General features: G+C 69.4%; 13 protein-coding genes and 1 pseudogene. 5 read left to right on the top strand and 9 right to left on the bottom strand.

Annotated features, from left to right (window positions below; translation table 11 throughout):
- Nucleotides 1-651 precede the first annotated feature (651 nt).
- Nucleotides 652-825: pseudogene (locus EDD30_RS41735) on the top strand (cyclic-phosphate processing receiver domain-containing protein); the annotation flags it as partial.
- 71 nt (nucleotides 826-896) lie between these two features.
- A complete protein-coding gene (locus EDD30_RS04425) occupies nucleotides 897-1,529 on the top strand; it encodes an alpha/beta hydrolase (protein ID WP_148088114.1) in 633 nt (210 codons plus the stop codon).
- 76 nt (nucleotides 1,530-1,605) lie between these two features.
- On the opposite strand, the gene EDD30_RS41730 is transcribed toward EDD30_RS04425, so the two are convergent.
- Complete coding sequence (locus EDD30_RS41730; RefSeq protein WP_143162963.1) at nucleotides 1,606-1,953, bottom strand: ATP-dependent DNA ligase; 348 nt, start codon at nucleotides 1,951-1,953, stop codon at nucleotides 1,606-1,608.
- A 336-nt stretch (nucleotides 1,954-2,289) separates the two neighbouring features.
- Here EDD30_RS41730 and EDD30_RS41935 point away from each other — a divergent pair, with 336 nt between their 5' ends.
- Nucleotides 2,290-2,490, top strand: a complete 201-nt coding sequence (locus tag EDD30_RS41935) for a helix-turn-helix domain-containing protein (RefSeq protein WP_143162962.1) — start codon at nucleotides 2,290-2,292, stop codon at nucleotides 2,488-2,490.
- Between the two features lie 74 nt (nucleotides 2,491-2,564).
- On the opposite strand, the gene EDD30_RS04415 is transcribed toward EDD30_RS41935, so the two are convergent.
- Nucleotides 2,565-3,827: a tyrosine-type recombinase/integrase gene (locus EDD30_RS04415; RefSeq protein ID WP_084557265.1), complete on the bottom strand. Its 1,263-nt coding sequence runs from the start codon at nucleotides 3,825-3,827 to the stop codon at nucleotides 2,565-2,567.
- Nucleotides 3,828-4,147: 320 nt separating this feature from the next.
- Between EDD30_RS04415 and EDD30_RS04410 the strand changes: the two genes are divergently transcribed.
- Entirely contained in the window at nucleotides 4,148-4,972 is an 825-nt protein-coding gene (locus tag EDD30_RS04410; protein WP_211277928.1) for an IS5 family transposase, read from the top strand.
- A gap of 47 nt (nucleotides 4,973-5,019) precedes the next feature.
- Here EDD30_RS04410 and EDD30_RS04405 read toward each other — a convergent pair whose 3' ends face one another.
- The 6 genes from EDD30_RS04405 to EDD30_RS04380 all read right to left on the bottom strand — a co-directional run bounded on the left by EDD30_RS04405 (nucleotide 5,020) and on the right by EDD30_RS04380 (nucleotide 11,750).
- Nucleotides 5,020-5,256, bottom strand: coding sequence for a hypothetical protein (locus EDD30_RS04405; RefSeq protein ID WP_143163053.1), 237 nt, complete (start codon nucleotides 5,254-5,256; stop codon nucleotides 5,020-5,022).
- A 396-nt stretch (nucleotides 5,257-5,652) separates the two neighbouring features.
- Nucleotides 5,653-7,032 carry an MFS transporter gene (locus tag EDD30_RS04400; protein WP_071809686.1) on the bottom strand — a complete coding sequence of 460 codons (1,380 nt, stop codon included), beginning with the start codon at nucleotides 7,030-7,032 and terminating at the stop codon, nucleotides 5,653-5,655.
- A gap of 48 nt (nucleotides 7,033-7,080) precedes the next feature.
- Nucleotides 7,081-7,848 (bottom strand): glycerophosphodiester phosphodiesterase family protein, encoded by a 768-nt coding sequence (locus EDD30_RS04395; protein ID WP_071809687.1) that lies wholly within the window; start codon nucleotides 7,846-7,848, stop codon nucleotides 7,081-7,083.
- A 211-nt stretch (nucleotides 7,849-8,059) separates the two neighbouring features.
- Complete coding sequence (locus EDD30_RS04390) at nucleotides 8,060-8,371, bottom strand: helix-turn-helix transcriptional regulator (RefSeq protein WP_071809688.1); 312 nt, start codon at nucleotides 8,369-8,371, stop codon at nucleotides 8,060-8,062.
- A 327-nt stretch (nucleotides 8,372-8,698) separates the two neighbouring features.
- Complete coding sequence (locus EDD30_RS04385; protein ID WP_342353726.1) at nucleotides 8,699-9,538, bottom strand: DUF4142 domain-containing protein; 840 nt, start codon at nucleotides 9,536-9,538, stop codon at nucleotides 8,699-8,701.
- A gap of 313 nt (nucleotides 9,539-9,851) precedes the next feature.
- Complete coding sequence (locus tag EDD30_RS04380) at nucleotides 9,852-11,750, bottom strand: sigma-70 family RNA polymerase sigma factor (protein WP_123678066.1); 1,899 nt, start codon at nucleotides 11,748-11,750, stop codon at nucleotides 9,852-9,854.
- A gap of 187 nt (nucleotides 11,751-11,937) precedes the next feature.
- Here EDD30_RS04380 and EDD30_RS40310 point away from each other — a divergent pair, with 187 nt between their 5' ends.
- Nucleotides 11,938-13,560 carry a beta-1,3-glucanase family protein gene (locus EDD30_RS40310; protein WP_071808793.1) on the top strand — a complete coding sequence of 541 codons (1,623 nt, stop codon included), beginning with the start codon at nucleotides 11,938-11,940 and terminating at the stop codon, nucleotides 13,558-13,560.
- A 1,506-nt stretch (nucleotides 13,561-15,066) separates the two neighbouring features.
- Here the strand turns inward: EDD30_RS40310 and EDD30_RS04370 are convergent.
- Nucleotides 15,067-15,282, bottom strand: coding sequence for a hypothetical protein (locus tag EDD30_RS04370; protein ID WP_071808792.1), 216 nt, complete (start codon nucleotides 15,280-15,282; stop codon nucleotides 15,067-15,069).
- Between the last annotated feature and the right edge of the window lie 197 nt (nucleotides 15,283-15,479).

Below are 15,479 nucleotides of genomic sequence, written 5' to 3'. Positions count from 1 at the left end.
CTGCAGTGCTGCTCAGGGCAGCCATTCAGAGTCAAAGGTTCTGGGACTCGACAACACCCCTGACCAGCGCTGGAGTTGTTTTCGGGCCGGAAGCTGTCCGGTGTCAGTAGATCTTCCTCGTTGCCAGTGACGCTTGCTCGGCCCGCGGATTTCGCCGGGCCATCGTGCTCGGCGCACGCTCGATGGAGCCACGGACGTCAAGTCGTACTGCTCGCGGCCTGGAGGGCGCGAACCGAAAGTAGGACTGACTGGCGAGCAGGCGGTCTCCAGCGCCGGCCAGTCTGCGCTCCCGTTCCCAGCCGACCTTGCAGATCGCCACTCAAAACTCCTTCGCCCCAGGTCACGGCGGGTACAGGGAGGACGAACTTCTGGAACGGGACAGAAACTACCGGGACGCCTCCAAGGCCCGGGCTCAGCGAGCTATCAAGGTATGGGGGTGGTGACCTACGCGTCGCCTCGATGATTCTTCAGAAATGGCGAGACGACGATCTTCCCCAACTTGCCGAAGAGGGCCTTCAGGCTGGGATCAACTGGACCGGCCCGCGCCTCACCGGCTGGGATTTCACGGTCCCCGAGGTCCTTAACCGGCTCGACCAGGTTCTCGGGACCGGGCTGTTCGTCGAGGATGAGACGAGCGGGCATCATCGTGCGATGGCTGACCGCAAGTCGGCGATCGTCCTCGTCGACGATCTCCGCTCATTCGTTGACGGCCGTCCAGCCAAGGTAGCTCGCACAAGCTCAGCTGGAGTCGAACTGCTCGACCGTCACCGGAGCTACCGGCTCGATGAACTCTGGCTGGATCACGATCTGGGCGACGATGACACCAGGACCACGACCCGGCCAAGCGCTACCCCGCGGTGGCCATCGGCGGGTTGTTCACCTCCGTGAAGGAGCAGATGGGCGGCACCTACGGCGCAGAGATGGCCCGCCGCGGCATCATCGGCCTCGCCATCGACTACCGCAACTACGGCCAGAGCAACGGCGCCATCCGCCAGTACGAGGACCCCGACAGCAAGGCCGTCGACCTCTCCAGCGCGCTGAGCTACCTGCGAAGCCGGCAGGACGTCTCCGGAGCGGGACTCTTGGGCATCTGCACGTCGGGAACCGCCGTCATCCACGCTGCGGCCGACGACCACAGCGTCGCCGCCGTAGCCACTGTCGCAGGGCCGTTCTGGGAGCCGATCCTGTGGACCGGCGTCCAGCGCCGTCTGGCCGCCGGCGAGGCAGCGAGGAAGAAGTACGAGCAGACCGGCGTCGTGGACATGGTGCCGGCATATCACCCCATCAACCCGCGGGCGGTGAACACCGTCCCGATGCCTTACTACCTCACCGCCCGGCGCGGAAAGGTGTCCGAGTGGCGCAATGAGTTCGCGGTCATGGCCTACGCCGACATGCTCAAGGCCGACGCCGTGACGAAAGCCGCGAAGGTCGTCGCCCTCACGCTCATGATCCACACCAAGTTGACGGCAGCTTCCGGCCAGTCCACGAAGGTGCACGACCGGCTCGCAGGTCAGAAGGAGTTGCACTAGTCCAAGGGGCAGCACTTCAGCTTCTACGACCACGCCACACGAGTGCACGACACCGCCGACCGCCTAGCGCCCTTCTTCAAGGACACCCTGAGCTAAGCCATCGCGCGGTGTTCTTCACCGGTGCACGCCTCACCCGCTCGCTGGGCCTCGGGAGTCTTCGGCGACAGGTGTCGTGGACAACAGGCTGGAGGTGGTGCCGACGTGAACTGCTGGACGTCGGTACGTACACCGCTTCTTGCCTGACAGAAACCGTCTTGACCCACGTCTTGGCCCGTTGCCCCGGCCTGTACGGCGCGGTCAGCCGCTTGTAGACGATGCCTTCCAGGCCGTGCTCCTGCGCCGCGGCGTACACCTCGGCGGCGCCGTCGACGAACGATGGTGGGGTGTCCACGCCGGCGCCGCGCACCCGCAGGTCCTCCAGCATCGGTCGGCGCTCGGGGCACTGCTTAACCGAATTGTAATGCGACTGGGGGTTAAGGGGTCGTAGGAGTTCACCGTGGTCGTGAACACCGAGGTCCATGCCCTGTCTGCCACCGACCTTAGGCGCGCCTCGCGATGCGTCTCGTTAGCCCGCCGCCTATTGGCTGTCATGCGCCAAACGCAAAGGGGAGTCGCTGTGTGTTGCGCCTGTCGACCCCCGTCGACCTATGCCGATCTTCGTCATCTTCCAGCCGAGGGCCTGCCTTGCGATGGTGCATGTGGTCAGTCAGCCACGGCCAACCGCCATCCGGCCGGCTTGCTCCGCTAGGGAAGTCAGGTGATGGAGAAGCAGTACACCGCGATCCTGCGGGTTGCCGAAAGCACTCTCCGACGGTGGGTTTCGGACGGGCTAGTGCCATGCCATCGTGCTGGCCGACTGGTGCGCTTCACAGAAGCTGATCTGACGGCGATGTTGAAGCCGTCGCCGGCCGTCGTTGCGGGCAGGCATGCACGTCGTGCGGGTCGCAGGCAGCGACGATGACGCTGTTTGCGCCCCGCCCGCGGATGCCCGGCGTCGTATCGCCGCCTCGATGATCGAGGCGGCGATACGCTGGCCTATCGGCCAGGCCGGTGGTCCTCAGCGGCGTGGGGTTGCGACGTGAACGGACCGGCCTCGAGTCCCATCAGGTCGGAGATGGCCTGCTTGACCTTCGGGTGGTGTCGGCGGGTGCTGTGGACGTAGATGTCGAAGGTCGTGCTGACGCGTTTGTGTCCGGCGATCGTGCGCAGTGTCGTCAGGTCGACGCCTTCGGAGGCCAGCCAGGTCAGCAGCGAGTGCCGCAGCCCGTACATCGTCCTCCGTTTGCGCAGCCCGTTGGCCTCGGCGAGGGTGCGGATCTTCTTCCAGCGGTCGTCGTAGAAGTTGTCGTGGAGCCAGTGCCCGCCCATCGGGGCGGTGAACACGAACGCGTCGCGGTCCCGGCTGCCGCAGCGCGCGGCGATGACCTTCATGACCTGGGCCGGCACCGGAATTTCGCGGTAGCCGTCCTTGGTTTTCGGCTGAGGGATGACCTTCCACTGGAAGTGTTCGCGGCGCAGCACCTGCATGATGCTGACGGTGCCTCGTTCGACATTCACCGCTTGCACCGGAAGGCCGGCCGTCTCACCCCAGCGCATGCCCGTCGCCAGCAGTGTCAGCATGAGGTCGGCGGCGTTCGGGTCGATCTCGTATGCAGCCTCGATGACGAGTCGGGCCTCGCGCTGGTCCTCGACGATCTCGCGTGGGGGCCGGATCCGCTGCGGCAGGGCAAGCCCTTTGAGCGGGTTATAGGTGCGCAAGGGTGGCTCGTCGTCTTCGCCGGGCAGGCAGGCGGCCTCGAAGATGGGTGACACCGTCTCCCCGCGGATGTTCTGGATGGTTTTGGCCGCCAGCTTCTTCGCCACTAGTCCTTCCTGCCAGAGGCGCATTTCCCGCCGGGTGATCTCCGCGATGGGCCGCTCGCCCAGCACCGGGAAGACGTGCACGCGCAAGCGCTCGAGGTACTTGCGCTTGGTCTCCGGGTTCGGCTTGACCAATCGCTCGAGGTAGTCCAAGGCGAACGTCTCGAAGGTCACGATTGCTGGTGGTTCTACCGGGTCCGTGGTGGCTGACGCCGCGTCCGCACCGGGGACCAGGTAGGCGAAGCCTTGGGCGATCAAATCCTCGGCCGGCGGCCACTGGTGCCCATGCACCTCCACCAACGCCTTGAACCGCTTCGCGTCGGTGTACGCGTCGGAGGTCGTGCCGTCCCAGGCGCCGGCTCGGGTTCCTCCCGTGCGCCATTTCACCCGGTAGCGGGTGAGCTTGCCCTTCGTCTTCCGGGTCTCGATGGAGGCCATCGCGCTGTCTCCCCAGATGCCAGGGCGACCCGATCCGGATTCCGAGAAGCGCTGCGCCGCAAGGGCGGTGTTCCCACCGTGTTCCCACGGCAGCGCATACTCCGAAATGATGAAGGCCGCCGACCTGATAATCGCTGGTCAGCGGCCACATGATGCTTGTGGAAATACTGTGTCCGAGGACCGACACAGGAGGTACGCCCACGATCATTGCTACGAGAGCGTTGCCGCTCACCATATAAGAGGGCATCTGATCCTCGATCGGGTTGATTCGTGTTTGCGGGCAGTTGGTGGCCGTGCTGGCTCGTTGGCAGGGCATGGGGATGGAGCGACGTCCATATCGATCGGACCTGTCGGATGCGCGGTGGGCGGTGATCGAACCGGTCCTGACGCAGTGGCGGGCCTCTCGGCCAGGACTCGGGATCAACCCGCCGGTACACGATCTGCGGGAGATCGTGAACGCGATCCTCTACGTCACACGCACCGGGATCGCCTGGGAGTACCTGCCGCACGATTTTCCGCCGGCCAAGACGGTGTACGACTACTACGCCAAGTGGGAGAAGGACGGCACGACGCAACGGATCCATGATCTGCTGCGTCGCAGACTCCGGCAGGCGCATGGCCGTGACGGCTCACCGAGCGCGGCGGTCATCGACGCGCAAAGCGTCAAAACCTCCTGCAACGTAAGGGAATCCGAGCAAGGCATCGACGCGGCAAAGAAGATCAAGGGCCGTAAGCGGCACATCGTCACCGATACCCTCGGGCTCCTGCTGGCCGTGGTGGTCACCGCGGCGTCCGTGTCGGACACCGCCGCCGGTCGGGGCCTTCTCGACGAGGTGGCCGCCTCGCATCCCACGGTGCGCAAGGTCTGGGTCGATGGCGGCTACCAGACCACCGTGTGGCGGCGCGGCGCCCGACATGGCATCGACGTCGAGAGGGTCACCCGCCGTCCGGCGGAGAAAGGCTTCCGCGCGTTGCCGCGCCGGTGGGTGGTCGAGCGCACCTTCGGCTGGCTGATGCAACACCGCCGGCTTGCCCGCGACTACGAGTCCCTGCCCCAACGATCACGCACCATGATCCTCTGGGCCATGGCTAACACAATGTCCCGCCGATTGGCAGGAGAATCCACCCAAACCTGGCGCGACTAAACACCGCCAATCCGGGTCAGACCCGGCTGCCCGGGATCAGATGCCCTCTAAGCGCCGGCGAAGACTGCCCTGCTGATCCGCCAGGCATTGTTGACCAGCAGGATGACCTCCTCGGACGCCAGCGCCCGCGCGACCTCGTCGATACCCTCGTCGGTCGAGAGATCGGCGGGCAACCTGGACGAGAGCCTGCTGGAGATCACCTGGCGGGAGCGACTACTCGAGTCGTTGCAGCGGCACTGCTCCGAGCTGATCGCGGCACCGGCGGACATCGCGGGGCAGGTCACCGACGGTCCGCGCCAGCATCGACGTCGACCGCCTGGTTGCTGTCACAGCGGGACGTGTCGGACGTGCGTCACCGGTCTGCCTTCGACCCAGAGGTCGGCTCCTGCGCGACGGTGGGCCCGCCAGTGCCTGCGAGAAGCCCTGGGCCCATCGGAACCGGGCGACGACGGTACGGCTTGGTGGCGCGCTCAGCCGATCAGCCGCAGTACGTCTTGGCGACTCCGATCGGCGCGACTGCTTCCCCGCAGCACCCACTGCGGTGCGACGTGGGGTCGGGCGGGCCCGCGGGGTCGGGCACCAGGGCTTCGATGGTGGAGGGGGATCAGGTGTCGCGTCCTGGTCGTGGGCCTCCGGCGTCAGGAGCGCGCGCCCCCATCCGGGCATTGTCGACAGCGGTGTCAGAGCACCCGGGGCGGGGTGTTGCCCGCGGCGACGATGGCCCGGCGCATCGGTACCGCCGCCAGCAAGGTGAACCCGATCACGAAGAAGATCAGCAGGGAGACCAGGCCCACCCGGTAGCTGGCGGTGAGTTGGAACACCAGCCCGAACGCCAGCGGCCCCAACCAGCTGGTGCCCTTGTCGCTGATCTCGTAGAAGCCGTAGTATTCGGCCTCCTTGCCGACCGGGATCAGCTGGGCGAACAGTGACCGGCTCAGCGCCTGGCTGCCGCCGAGTACCAGCCCGATCGCCGCGCCGAGCACCATGAACGGTACCGGCGCCTCGGCCGGAAGCCGGAATGCCGCCACGATCACCGCCGTCCACAGCACGAGGCTCAGCAGCACCGTCTTGTGCGCCCCGATCCGTGCGGCCAGCCCGCCGAGCAGCAGCGCCCCGCCGAAGGCCAGGAACTGCACGAGCAGGATCGTGACGACCAGCGTGGTCTGGTCCAGGCGCAGTTCCTCGGTGCCGTACTGACTGGCCAGCGCGATCACCGTCTGGATGCCGTCGTTGTAGACCAGGAATGCCAGCAGGAAGAACAACGTCAGCGGGTACGCCCGCATCGCACGCATGGTGCCTCGCAACTGCCGGAACCCGTCGACCAGTACGCTGTCGCGCCGCTCGGCGGCCTCCGCGCCTGGACGTTCCCGCAGCCAGCGCAGCGGCACCAGGGTGAACAGCGCCCACCACAGCCCGGCCGACACGATCGACCAGCGGGCCACGTCGAGGGTGCGCTGTGCGTCGCCGTCCACGGCGAACGCGCTGACCGCGGCCAGGTTGCCCAGCAGCAGCAGCCCTCCGCCCAGGTAGCCGAGCGCCCAGCCGCGGCTGGAGATGGCGTCGCGCTCGTTCGGGCCGCCGAGCTGGGGCAGGAACGAGTTGTACACCACCACCGCAGCGCCGAAGGCGATGTTCGCCACCACGAACAGCGCCCCGCCCAGCAGGTACCGTTCGCCGGTGACGAACACCATCGCCACAGTCGCCCCGGCACCGGTGTACGCCGCGGCGGCGAGCAGCCGCTTCTTGTGCAGCGACCGGTCGGCGACCGCCCCCATGATCGGCAGCACGAACACGGTCAGGAACACTGACAGCGACACCAGATAGGGAAAGTACGACCCGGCGGCCATCGTGATGCCTAATGGATGAACCGATCCGGCGCATTCGTCGGCGCCGAGCGGGCAGCCGGCCGCCTGTTCGGCGACGCTGGTGAGGAACGGACCCAGGAACACGGTGATCACCGTGGTGGAGAATGCCGACATCGCCCAGTCGTAGAAGTACCAGCCGGTGCGTTCGGCGCGGGTGCTGCGGCCCGGGGTGGCGTCGGTGATGGACGCGGCCATGCGGGGTCCTCGTCTTCGGCGGCCGGCGCGGCCGGCAGGGGCGGTGGGTCAGCCAGGCCAGTGCCCGCGCTCCGCGTACACGTCGCGCAGCACCTCCAGGTGATCGGTCATGATGCCATCCACGCCGAGATCCAATAACCGTCGGATGGTCGCGGCGTCGTCCACCGTCCAAACGTGTACCTGCAAGCCGAGCCGGTGCGCGGCGCGCACGAAACGCCGGTCGACCACCGGCACCCCGGCGTGGCGCAGCGGCACCTGCGCGGCCACCGCCCCCACCGGCACCCGCATCGGCAGGCCGGTCAGTGACGTCACCCGCAGCCGAGCCACCTCCCGCATGCCCAGCGACGTGGCGACCTGCGGGCCGGCCAGGGCGCGCAGCCGCGCCAGCCGGGCGTCGCCGAACGAGGTCAGCAGGACCCGTCGCTCGGCGCCCGTGCGGCGCACCACCTGCACGGTGGCCTGCTCGGCCCCGTCGGCCTTGACGTCGATGTTGAACCGTACGCCGGGCCATGCGCTCAGGATCTCCTCGAGGCGTGGCACCGCGGCGGCGCCTCCGACGCGTACGGTGGCCAGGTCCGCCATGCTTAGCGCGGCCACCCGCGCCGGCTCCCCGGCGACGCGGGCGAGGGTGGGATCGTGTACCACCACCGGCACCCCGTCGGCGGTGGTGTGCACGTCGGTCTCGATGTACCGGTAGCCCATCGCCACGGCCCGGGCGAACGCCTCGGCGGTGTTCTCGTCGCCGGCGGCGGCCCCGCCGCGATGGGCGAACGCCAACGGCGTCGGGGCGTCCAGGTACGGGCACGGCTGCGACATGCGGGCACCCTACGCGGCCGACGCCGTGCCGTAGTCAGTCGGTCGGGCGGACAGGAACCGACCGCTAGGCAGCGTCGTCGAACGAGCCCCGCCTGGCCGGGCTCAGCCGGCGGTCCCGGGTGACAACCCGAAGGGTTTCCAGCCCGGCGCGAAGCGCATGGTCGTCTCCGAGGGCCAGTCGGATGCGCACCCGCCAGATGTATCTGCCCGATCAGTCGGTGAACAGGTTGAGCAGGTCGCCGATGTTCCGGTCCGCTTCGGCGGGGTGGCGGAACCGACCGGCACCGTTAACGGTGTACTGATTGCGGCGCCCGACGCGCTCACGAGTAAGGTAGCCGTCGGTTTCGAGGTCCGTGACGATGGCTTGCGCGGCGCGTTCGGTGATGCCGATGGTGTCGGCAACATCGCGCAGGCGCACGGTGGGGTCGCGGGCGATGGCCAGCAGTACGTGGGCGTGGTTGGTCAGAAAGGTCCAGGTCCGCACGCTCGATCCCGAGCGCTTCACCGCTTCCGGCACCGACATCTTTCGCCCCCATCTCCGCCCGTTCCCGAACAAGTCACACCGCGTGAACGCGCACGACCAGACGAGAATGGCACATCGTAGGTTATGGCGACCTAGAAGGTCGGCTTTCCCCTTCACCTTCCCAGGCAGCTTCACGCACGAAGCGCGATTCGTGGATACTCAAATCCAGCGAGGGAAAGAACTCGAACATCGTACGCGTGACCGTCAGTTCGGACCCGTGTTTCGACGGTGCAGCCACGGGCGGATGATTGCGTCCAAGATCGTCCTGCCTCTACCCGCATGGCCAAGACCGCCGGGCCCGGAGCCCAGCAGACCCGGGCAGGCATATCAGGACTCGAAGTACCGGCCCTGTGGCCGTCGGTAACGCCGCCTCGGAGCCTGCGACAGGCGTCGCATCGCGAACACCGTTCCAGCCACGCTAGCCAGCACCGCGGCGACAATCAGTAGCATCGATGTGCCGGTTATCGGCGATGGGGTCTCGGAGTTGGCTGCCGCCGAAACGCGTACAGCGTTCGCCGACCCACCGTTACCGGCTGCAGGCGGCGGTGCCGTCGGCAGTGCGGCGAAGTTCACGATGCCGCTGCTCTCCAACAGGGTCATATGCGTCATCACGAACTGGTTGGTGCGCTGCGCCAGTTTGCGGATCGTGTCATTGCGGGTGCTCGCCCGGATCGTCGCGATGGCCGGGAAGATCTTGCCGTGAGCGGCGCGGAGCCGGTCGATGTAGACCTTGTCGAAGTCAGTGCCCTCGGCGTCGCGCATCTCGCCGAGCCACCCCTGCTGGTCCGCGTTGGGCTCGTCCGGCAGAGCGATGTCCAGCTTCTTCGCGGCATCACGGACAAACTTGTCCAGAATCTTGTGCTGAGCCGCGATCTCGCGCCCGATGGATTGGATCCTGGGGTCGTCCGACCTCTGCTGCGCCATCTCGCCCGCGGGAATCTCCCACAACCCGGCGAGGCGAACCTTCGTCGCGAAATCGCGATCGGCGTCCGAGAGGTCGCCCCTGCCGCGGTCGCTCAGCAAGCCGTTCGGCGGCTCGGGAACGCCGGGCTCCGCCCGCGCGCCCTGTGGATCGAGCAGGACCGCTGCCACGACGAGCATCGCCGCACCCGAGAGCCAACGACGCCACGACAACATCCCCGAGACGGCCAACACGTGAATCTCCATTCGTGAATTCACCATCTATGCAGGCTGAAGTACGTACGCCAGCCCGCTCGGGATCAACCCATGTCAGAAGTAGTTGCCAGAGGCGTGGCACATGACGAGGTCGCGTGCCAGTGGATGGCATGCAACGACGCCTCGCCCGGAGCCGAACCGGCAGATCACCTTCTGCACAGGCGGGGCACTACGCCCAGAACGCCATGAGGCGTGTCATCACCCGCCGCGGCGGGTGCACGGCGCGCCAGTGGCAGAGGCGACGACGAGTACGTGACCGTCGGATACTGGCAGGGCCGGTCCGCCGGCCGACCGGACCGCGCCGTCAGCCCTGGCCGGCTTCCCGGTAGGCGGCGCCGACCGCGGTCGCCGTGCCGTCCGGGCCGTACAGGCCGGTGTCGCCGCTCTCCCGGGAGGAGAGGGCGAACCAGGCGTACCGCTCCACGAAGGGCAGCCGCTCCAGCATCGCCGCCGAGCCGCGGGCGAACGCCGCCTGCTGCTCGGCGGTTGGGTAGCGGGGCGTCCCGGCGAAGTTCACCAGGGCGTACTCGGTGACCCAGACCGGCAGCCCGTACCGGTCGTGGACGGCGGTGACGTAGCGGCGCAGCTGGTCGACCGCGGCCGGGCCGAAGTCGCTGCCGTACCAGTGCAGCGCCACGAAGTCGACCCGGTACCCGCGGGCCTTCGCCCCGGCCAGGAACCGGTCCAGCCAGCCGCCGGCGAGGTCGGCGCCGGTGGCCGGGGCCGGGCTGCCCAGCCGCCGCCCGGTCGCGGTCAGCCGGGGCCACAGGTCGAGAGCCTGCTCGACGGTGAGGTTGGCCTGGGCCGGCAGGTCCGGCTCGTTGAAGCCGAGCAGCGGGCCGGAGCCACCGGGGATGCGCCGCAGCCGGTCCGGGGCCGCCTCGGCCGCGCCCCAGACCGTCGGCACGAACTCCACCCCGGCCGGCGCCCCGACCCCCTCGGTCGACCAGGTCAGGTACCAGGACGCGGAGACGTCGGCGAGGGCGCCGGCGGCGCCGGGGTACGGCGTGGTGGAGACGCCCTTCTTGGCGGTGCGCACGCCGGCCGGCGCGGCCGGCGGCCCCGACGTCGGCGCAGCGGTCGGCGACGGGGCGGCGGTCGTGGGGCCGACGGTCGTCGCGGCGGCCGTCGGCGGAACCACCGTGGATGCGGCCGCGGTGGGGGCGGTCGCCGGACGGCGCTCGTCGCGGTGCGTGGCGACACCGACCGCGACCCCGGCGGCGACCACCAGGGCGACCAGCGCCGCGACCGGCTTGGCCGCGAGCAGTCCGGCCGCGCCGCCCCCGGCCGCCGGGGCCAGCGCGCCCGCCCCGGCGCCGGTGGCGGGCGCCAGCCCGGCCGTGACGGTCCCGGCGGTACCTGTCGCCGCCGCGCCGGTGGTGCCGGCGGCCGCGGCGGCGCCGGCCGCGCCAACGGCGAGCTTGCCGGTGAACAGGCCGGCCGGGACCGGGACCAGCGCCGCGCCGGCCAGCAGCCGCTCGGCGGCGACCAGGTCCGACCAGGCCCGGCCGCAGCGCGGGCAGTCCCGGGTGTGCCGGGCCAGCCGCTTGCGCCACAGCGGCTGGGGGCGGCCGTCCCACCCGGCGGTCAGCGCCGCGAGGTCGAGGCAGCGCGGGGTGGCGCGCAGCGCCCGTACCACCGCGCGGGCCGTCTCCAGCTGGGCCTTCATCCGCTGGATCCGGACCGCCACGTGGGCCCGGTCGAGGCCGGTGGCGGCCACCACCTCGTCCCGGTCGAGCTGGCCGGCCGCCTCCAGCCACCACAGCGCGAGCAGCCCCCGGTCGTCCGGGTCCAGCCAGCGGGTCGCCTCGGCCACCTCCCGCCGCTGCCCGGACAGGCCCAGCTGCAAAATCGTCAGGTCGGCGAAGTCGGCGCCCGGGTCGGCGACGTCCTCCGGTACCGCGTCGGCGAGCGGCGGCCGGCGGCGGTGCCGGTCCCGTACCTGGTGCATGGCGATCGCCACCAGCCAGGAGCGGAACCGGGCCGGCTCGCGCAGCTCGCCGAGGCCGCGCAGCATCCGCAGCATGGTTTCCTGCACCACGTCGTCGGTGTCCGGATGGCCCTGCAGGGCCCGACCCACGACGTTGTAGACCAGCGGCAGGTACGCCGCGACCAGCGTGTCGACGGCCCGCTGGTCGCCGGCCCGGGCCGCCCGTACCGTCGCCTCGTCGGTCCGCGCGGCCCGTGTCGCGTCGTCCGCCATCCGCTGTACCTCCTCGTCGGCGCCCGCCCCGCGGGGCGCCCCTGAGCTGGGGACGTGGCGCGGGGGCCGGGATAACAAGGATCTCCGACGTTTCTGTTATCGGCGCCACCGGCAGGCGTCTCCTCCTCGACGCCACCCGCGCGCCGGCCCCGTCGGGGCCGGCGCCCGACCGTACGAGGAGCCTTCGATGACGATCACCCGCAGGACCCTGCTCGGCCTCACCGCCGGCGCCGTCGCCGCCGGTGTGCCGCTGGTCGGCGCGCTGACCACCCGCGCGTTCGCCGCCGACGGGCTGCCCCTGACGATCGCCAACGACACCGGCCGCTTCCCGAACTCCGCGATCACGGTGTACGTGGTCGGTACCGACCCGGCCGGGCGCCAGGGTTTCGTCAGCCGGTCCCGTGGCTTCACCCCGTGCAGCACCGCCCAGAACGGCCCCGACGGCTTCGCCGACCTGGGCATCCCGCTCACCGGCGGGACCACCACCCTGATCCTGCCCAAGATGTCCGGCCGGGTGTACGTGGCGATCGGCGACCGGCTGCGGTTCAAGGTGGTCACCGACGGTGCCGGCAGGCCGGCGCTGCAGTTCCCGGCCGGCTGGGTGGCCGGCGACCCGAGCTTCGGCGTCCTGCACGACTGCATCGAGTTCACGTACAACGACGCCGGGATGTTCTGCAACACCACGATGGTCGACATGTTCAGCATCCCGATGTCGATCAAGCTCGACGGCGAGAGGTCGCAGCGCACCGGCCTGCTCACCCCGGGTGGCCGGGACCGGATCTTCGCGGCGGTCGCGGCGCAGCCCGACTTCGGGCGGCTGGTGGTCGGCGACCGGCTGCGCGTAATTGCCCCGGGGCACGGCATCGACGGCGGCCGGTTCCCCGCAAGCTACTTCGCCGGCTACGTCGACCACGTCTGGCGCACCTACGCCCAGCGGCCGCTCACGGTGACCACGAACGCCGGGACGTTCACCGGCCGGGTCCTCGGCGACCGGCTCGTCTTCAACCGCGGCGCCGCCTCGTTCGGCCGGCCAAGCAGCCGTGACCTGCTCTTCTGCGACGGTACGCTGGCCGCCCCCAACGACGGCGTCACCGGCCCGGTCGCGGCGGTGCTGGGCGCCGCCCTGAACCGGTCGACGCTGCACGACCGTGCGCAGCAGCCGGTCGCGGAGGCGGCGGCCCACTACCGCAACCCGGTCACCAACCACTATTCCCGGGTGATGCACGAGAACTCCGTGGACCGACGGGCGTACGGCTTCGCCTTCGACGACGTCAACGACCACGCCTCGTACCTGGAGGACCACGCGCCGAAGGGGATGCGGATCACCCTGACCCCGTTCGGCGCCGCCCCGGCGGTCGGCACGGCCGCGGCGGCGACCACGCCGGCGGCGGGCGGCTCGGTCCGCGACGCGTACGGCCGGACCGAGGCGGAGCGGCACGACGCGCAGTCCGGCACGGCGACCCAGGGCTGCGCGGAGGGCGGCCGCAACGTCGGCTGGATCGGCGCCGGCGACTGGCTGCGCTACGACCGGGTCGACTTCGGCAAGGGGCCGGCGCGGAAGTTCGCCGTCCGGGCCGCCTCAGGCGCGGCGGCCGGTGTCTCCGGCCTGGTCGAGGTGCGGCTCGGTGGCCCGACCGCCCCGGTGGTCGGCTCACTCTCGGTCGCCACCACCGGCGGCTGGCAGTCGTGGCGGACCGTGTACGGCACGCTCACCGCCCCGGTCACCGGCGTGCACGACGTGTACCTGACGTTCGCCAGCGGCCAGCGCGCCGACTTCGTCAACGTCAACTGGCTGACCTTCGCGCGCTGACCGCCGGTCAGCCGGCCGGGGCGCGCCGGGGGGCGTCGCGGGTGGCGGCGGCGGTGACCACGTCCGGCAGGTGCGCCGGATCCGGGCCTCGACGCCCGGGTCCGGCGGCCCGGACGCGTGCACGCTGCGGTCGCCGAACTCGAACCGCAGCTCGGTCCGGTCGCCGGCACCGGTGAGGTGCTCCACCCGGACGGTGCGCAGCTCATGGTCCTCCCCGGCGCCACGCCATCAACGTCCTGGCACTGCTGCGGCACGCGCCGCTCAACCGCCGCGGGATGCATCGCGTCCAGACACCGGACCACGGCGACGAGGGCGTCGCGCTCCGCCACGCTGATCGTGGGGGAGCGCACTGGGTCGCGTCGCCTAGCGCCACCCACGGTCGCCGGGTTTCGTGGACTGGGCCAAGACGTGCCTGGCCACCGCTCCAGGTTCGCGTCGCGCGCCTTGTCGAACGACTCGCTGTCCCATTCGCCGTCCCGACGTCCGCCGGTCCGCCACTTCACCCGATGCCGGGTGACCTTGCCGTCCTTACCCGTCGCTTCTCGATGGTCGCCATGCCCCTGCCCTCCCGTGCAAGGGCGGCATCGACCGGCTCGGTCGTGCCCCGTCCGCGCGTGCACCAGTGCGACCCGTATCCGCCCCCGAGTGTACGAGGATCCGCACAACTCGGCGTCTGATGATCCCCGGTGTCCCGCCGGGAACACGAGCCAAGAAACGATCAAAGCCGCTCACCCCTGTTTCAGGAGGTCAACGGCCTTATATCTGTGGTGTCCGAGGGGGGACTTGATCAACAAACCGTGGCACCGATGCCACAAGGCATCGGTGTTCATGTGCTAAATCCTACCCTTCTTCCTCTCGTCGACCATCCCTCGAGCGAGCGACATCCATGGGGTTCACCTCGGCTGAGCAGGGCTGGCGAGGTGGTTCCTGTGGCAATCGACGTTCTGGAGGCTGACGAGCAGCGGAGTCATCGCGCCACTGGCGAACCGTCCGGTTATCTCGTCCAGTCCGGGTTCTCTCCGACCGTCTCCGAGACTCGGTGCGGCAACATGTGCTCCGCCGGGCCGCCACGGCGCGCTGCACGGCTGCCGCAGGGCCCGACTGGCGGTCCGAGGGCAAGGAGTCAGGGCGGCGGTCCTGATCGTCTTGACGCCGAGGGCTCGCACTGGCTCGGGCCGATCGGGATCGTCGCTTCGTTGCCCGTACGAGTGGGTCAGGCACTATGCGGGACGTGCAGCACGCGCCAACGGCCGCCCGGCTGGTCGCAGTCTAGTGAAGGCCAGGCGTCGACACGCCTCACGTAGCCAACGGTGCTCATCCTGGACCTGTGCGCCTCAAGTCGTGGTGCCAGATAGGCGGAAGGACGCCGCCCCGCGCACCTTTGTCCATGGAAGCACTCATTTGGCCGATGAGAGTGCACCAGATGATGCGCTCGGTTCAGCCGACCTCACCAAGTCCGGGCGAAACCGGCTGATCCCCGTGCCCAACGGAAGCTAGGTGGCGCTTCTATTTTCCGGATGCGAGGAAGTGAAACAATGCGAGCATCAGAGCGAGCGAGCCTCCCGTAGTGCCGCCGTCTTCAAGGATGGCCGCTGCGACGGTGTCACCGCCGACCCAGGCTAGAAGACCGGTCGCTGAGCCGATCATGATGCTTGCCAGGATCATGAGCGCGAACCACAGTGCGCGGTCACCTATCAGAATGAGGCCGAAAATGATATTCATTCATTTTCCGCCCACAGTACTTCCTTACCGCTTGATGGCCTCCGGAACGTAGCCATGAACCAACGCGCGATCGTGTCGACGAGTGCACCGGATCTGGCCGATGCGACGCCGCCACGCGGGGGCGCACGTCGGGCCGACGGTGTGTCAACCGGCACTGTGAACGTTCGTGGTCACGGCATGAGAAGGCGCCATAGGCT

It is taken from the genome of Couchioplanes caeruleus (assembly GCF_003751945.1).
Lineage (GTDB): Bacteria > Actinomycetota > Actinomycetes > Mycobacteriales > Micromonosporaceae > Actinoplanes > Actinoplanes caeruleus.
This window is presented reverse-complemented; position numbering and strand designations above follow the sequence as displayed.

Bases quoted from the DNA above. Each gene is read 5' to 3' on its own strand.
- EDD30_RS04425 (WP_148088114.1), top strand. From the start codon at position 897: ATGGGCGGCACCTACGGCGCAGAGATGGCCCGCCGCGGCATCATCGGC.
- EDD30_RS41730 (WP_143162963.1), bottom strand. From the start codon at position 1,953: ATGCTGGAGGACCTGCGGGTGCGCGGCGCCGGCGTGGACACCCCACCA.
- EDD30_RS41935 (WP_143162962.1), top strand. From the start codon at position 2,290: ATGGAGAAGCAGTACACCGCGATCCTGCGGGTTGCCGAAAGCACTCTC.
- EDD30_RS04415 (WP_084557265.1), bottom strand. From the start codon at position 3,827: ATGGCCTCCATCGAGACCCGGAAGACGAAGGGCAAGCTCACCCGCTAC.
- EDD30_RS04410 (WP_211277928.1), top strand. From the start codon at position 4,148: ATGGAGCGACGTCCATATCGATCGGACCTGTCGGATGCGCGGTGGGCG.
- EDD30_RS04400 (WP_071809686.1), bottom strand. From the start codon at position 7,032: ATGGCCGCGTCCATCACCGACGCCACCCCGGGCCGCAGCACCCGCGCC.
- EDD30_RS04395 (WP_071809687.1), bottom strand. From the start codon at position 7,848: ATGTCGCAGCCGTGCCCGTACCTGGACGCCCCGACGCCGTTGGCGTTC.
- EDD30_RS04390 (WP_071809688.1), bottom strand. From the start codon at position 8,371: ATGTCGGTGCCGGAAGCGGTGAAGCGCTCGGGATCGAGCGTGCGGACC.
- EDD30_RS04385 (WP_342353726.1), bottom strand. From the start codon at position 9,538: ATGGAGATTCACGTGTTGGCCGTCTCGGGGATGTTGTCGTGGCGTCGT.
- EDD30_RS04380 (WP_123678066.1), bottom strand. From the start codon at position 11,750: ATGGCGGACGACGCGACACGGGCCGCGCGGACCGACGAGGCGACGGTA.
- EDD30_RS40310 (WP_071808793.1), top strand. From the start codon at position 11,938: ATGACGATCACCCGCAGGACCCTGCTCGGCCTCACCGCCGGCGCCGTC.
- EDD30_RS04370 (WP_071808792.1), bottom strand. From the start codon at position 15,282: ATGAATATCATTTTCGGCCTCATTCTGATAGGTGACCGCGCACTGTGG.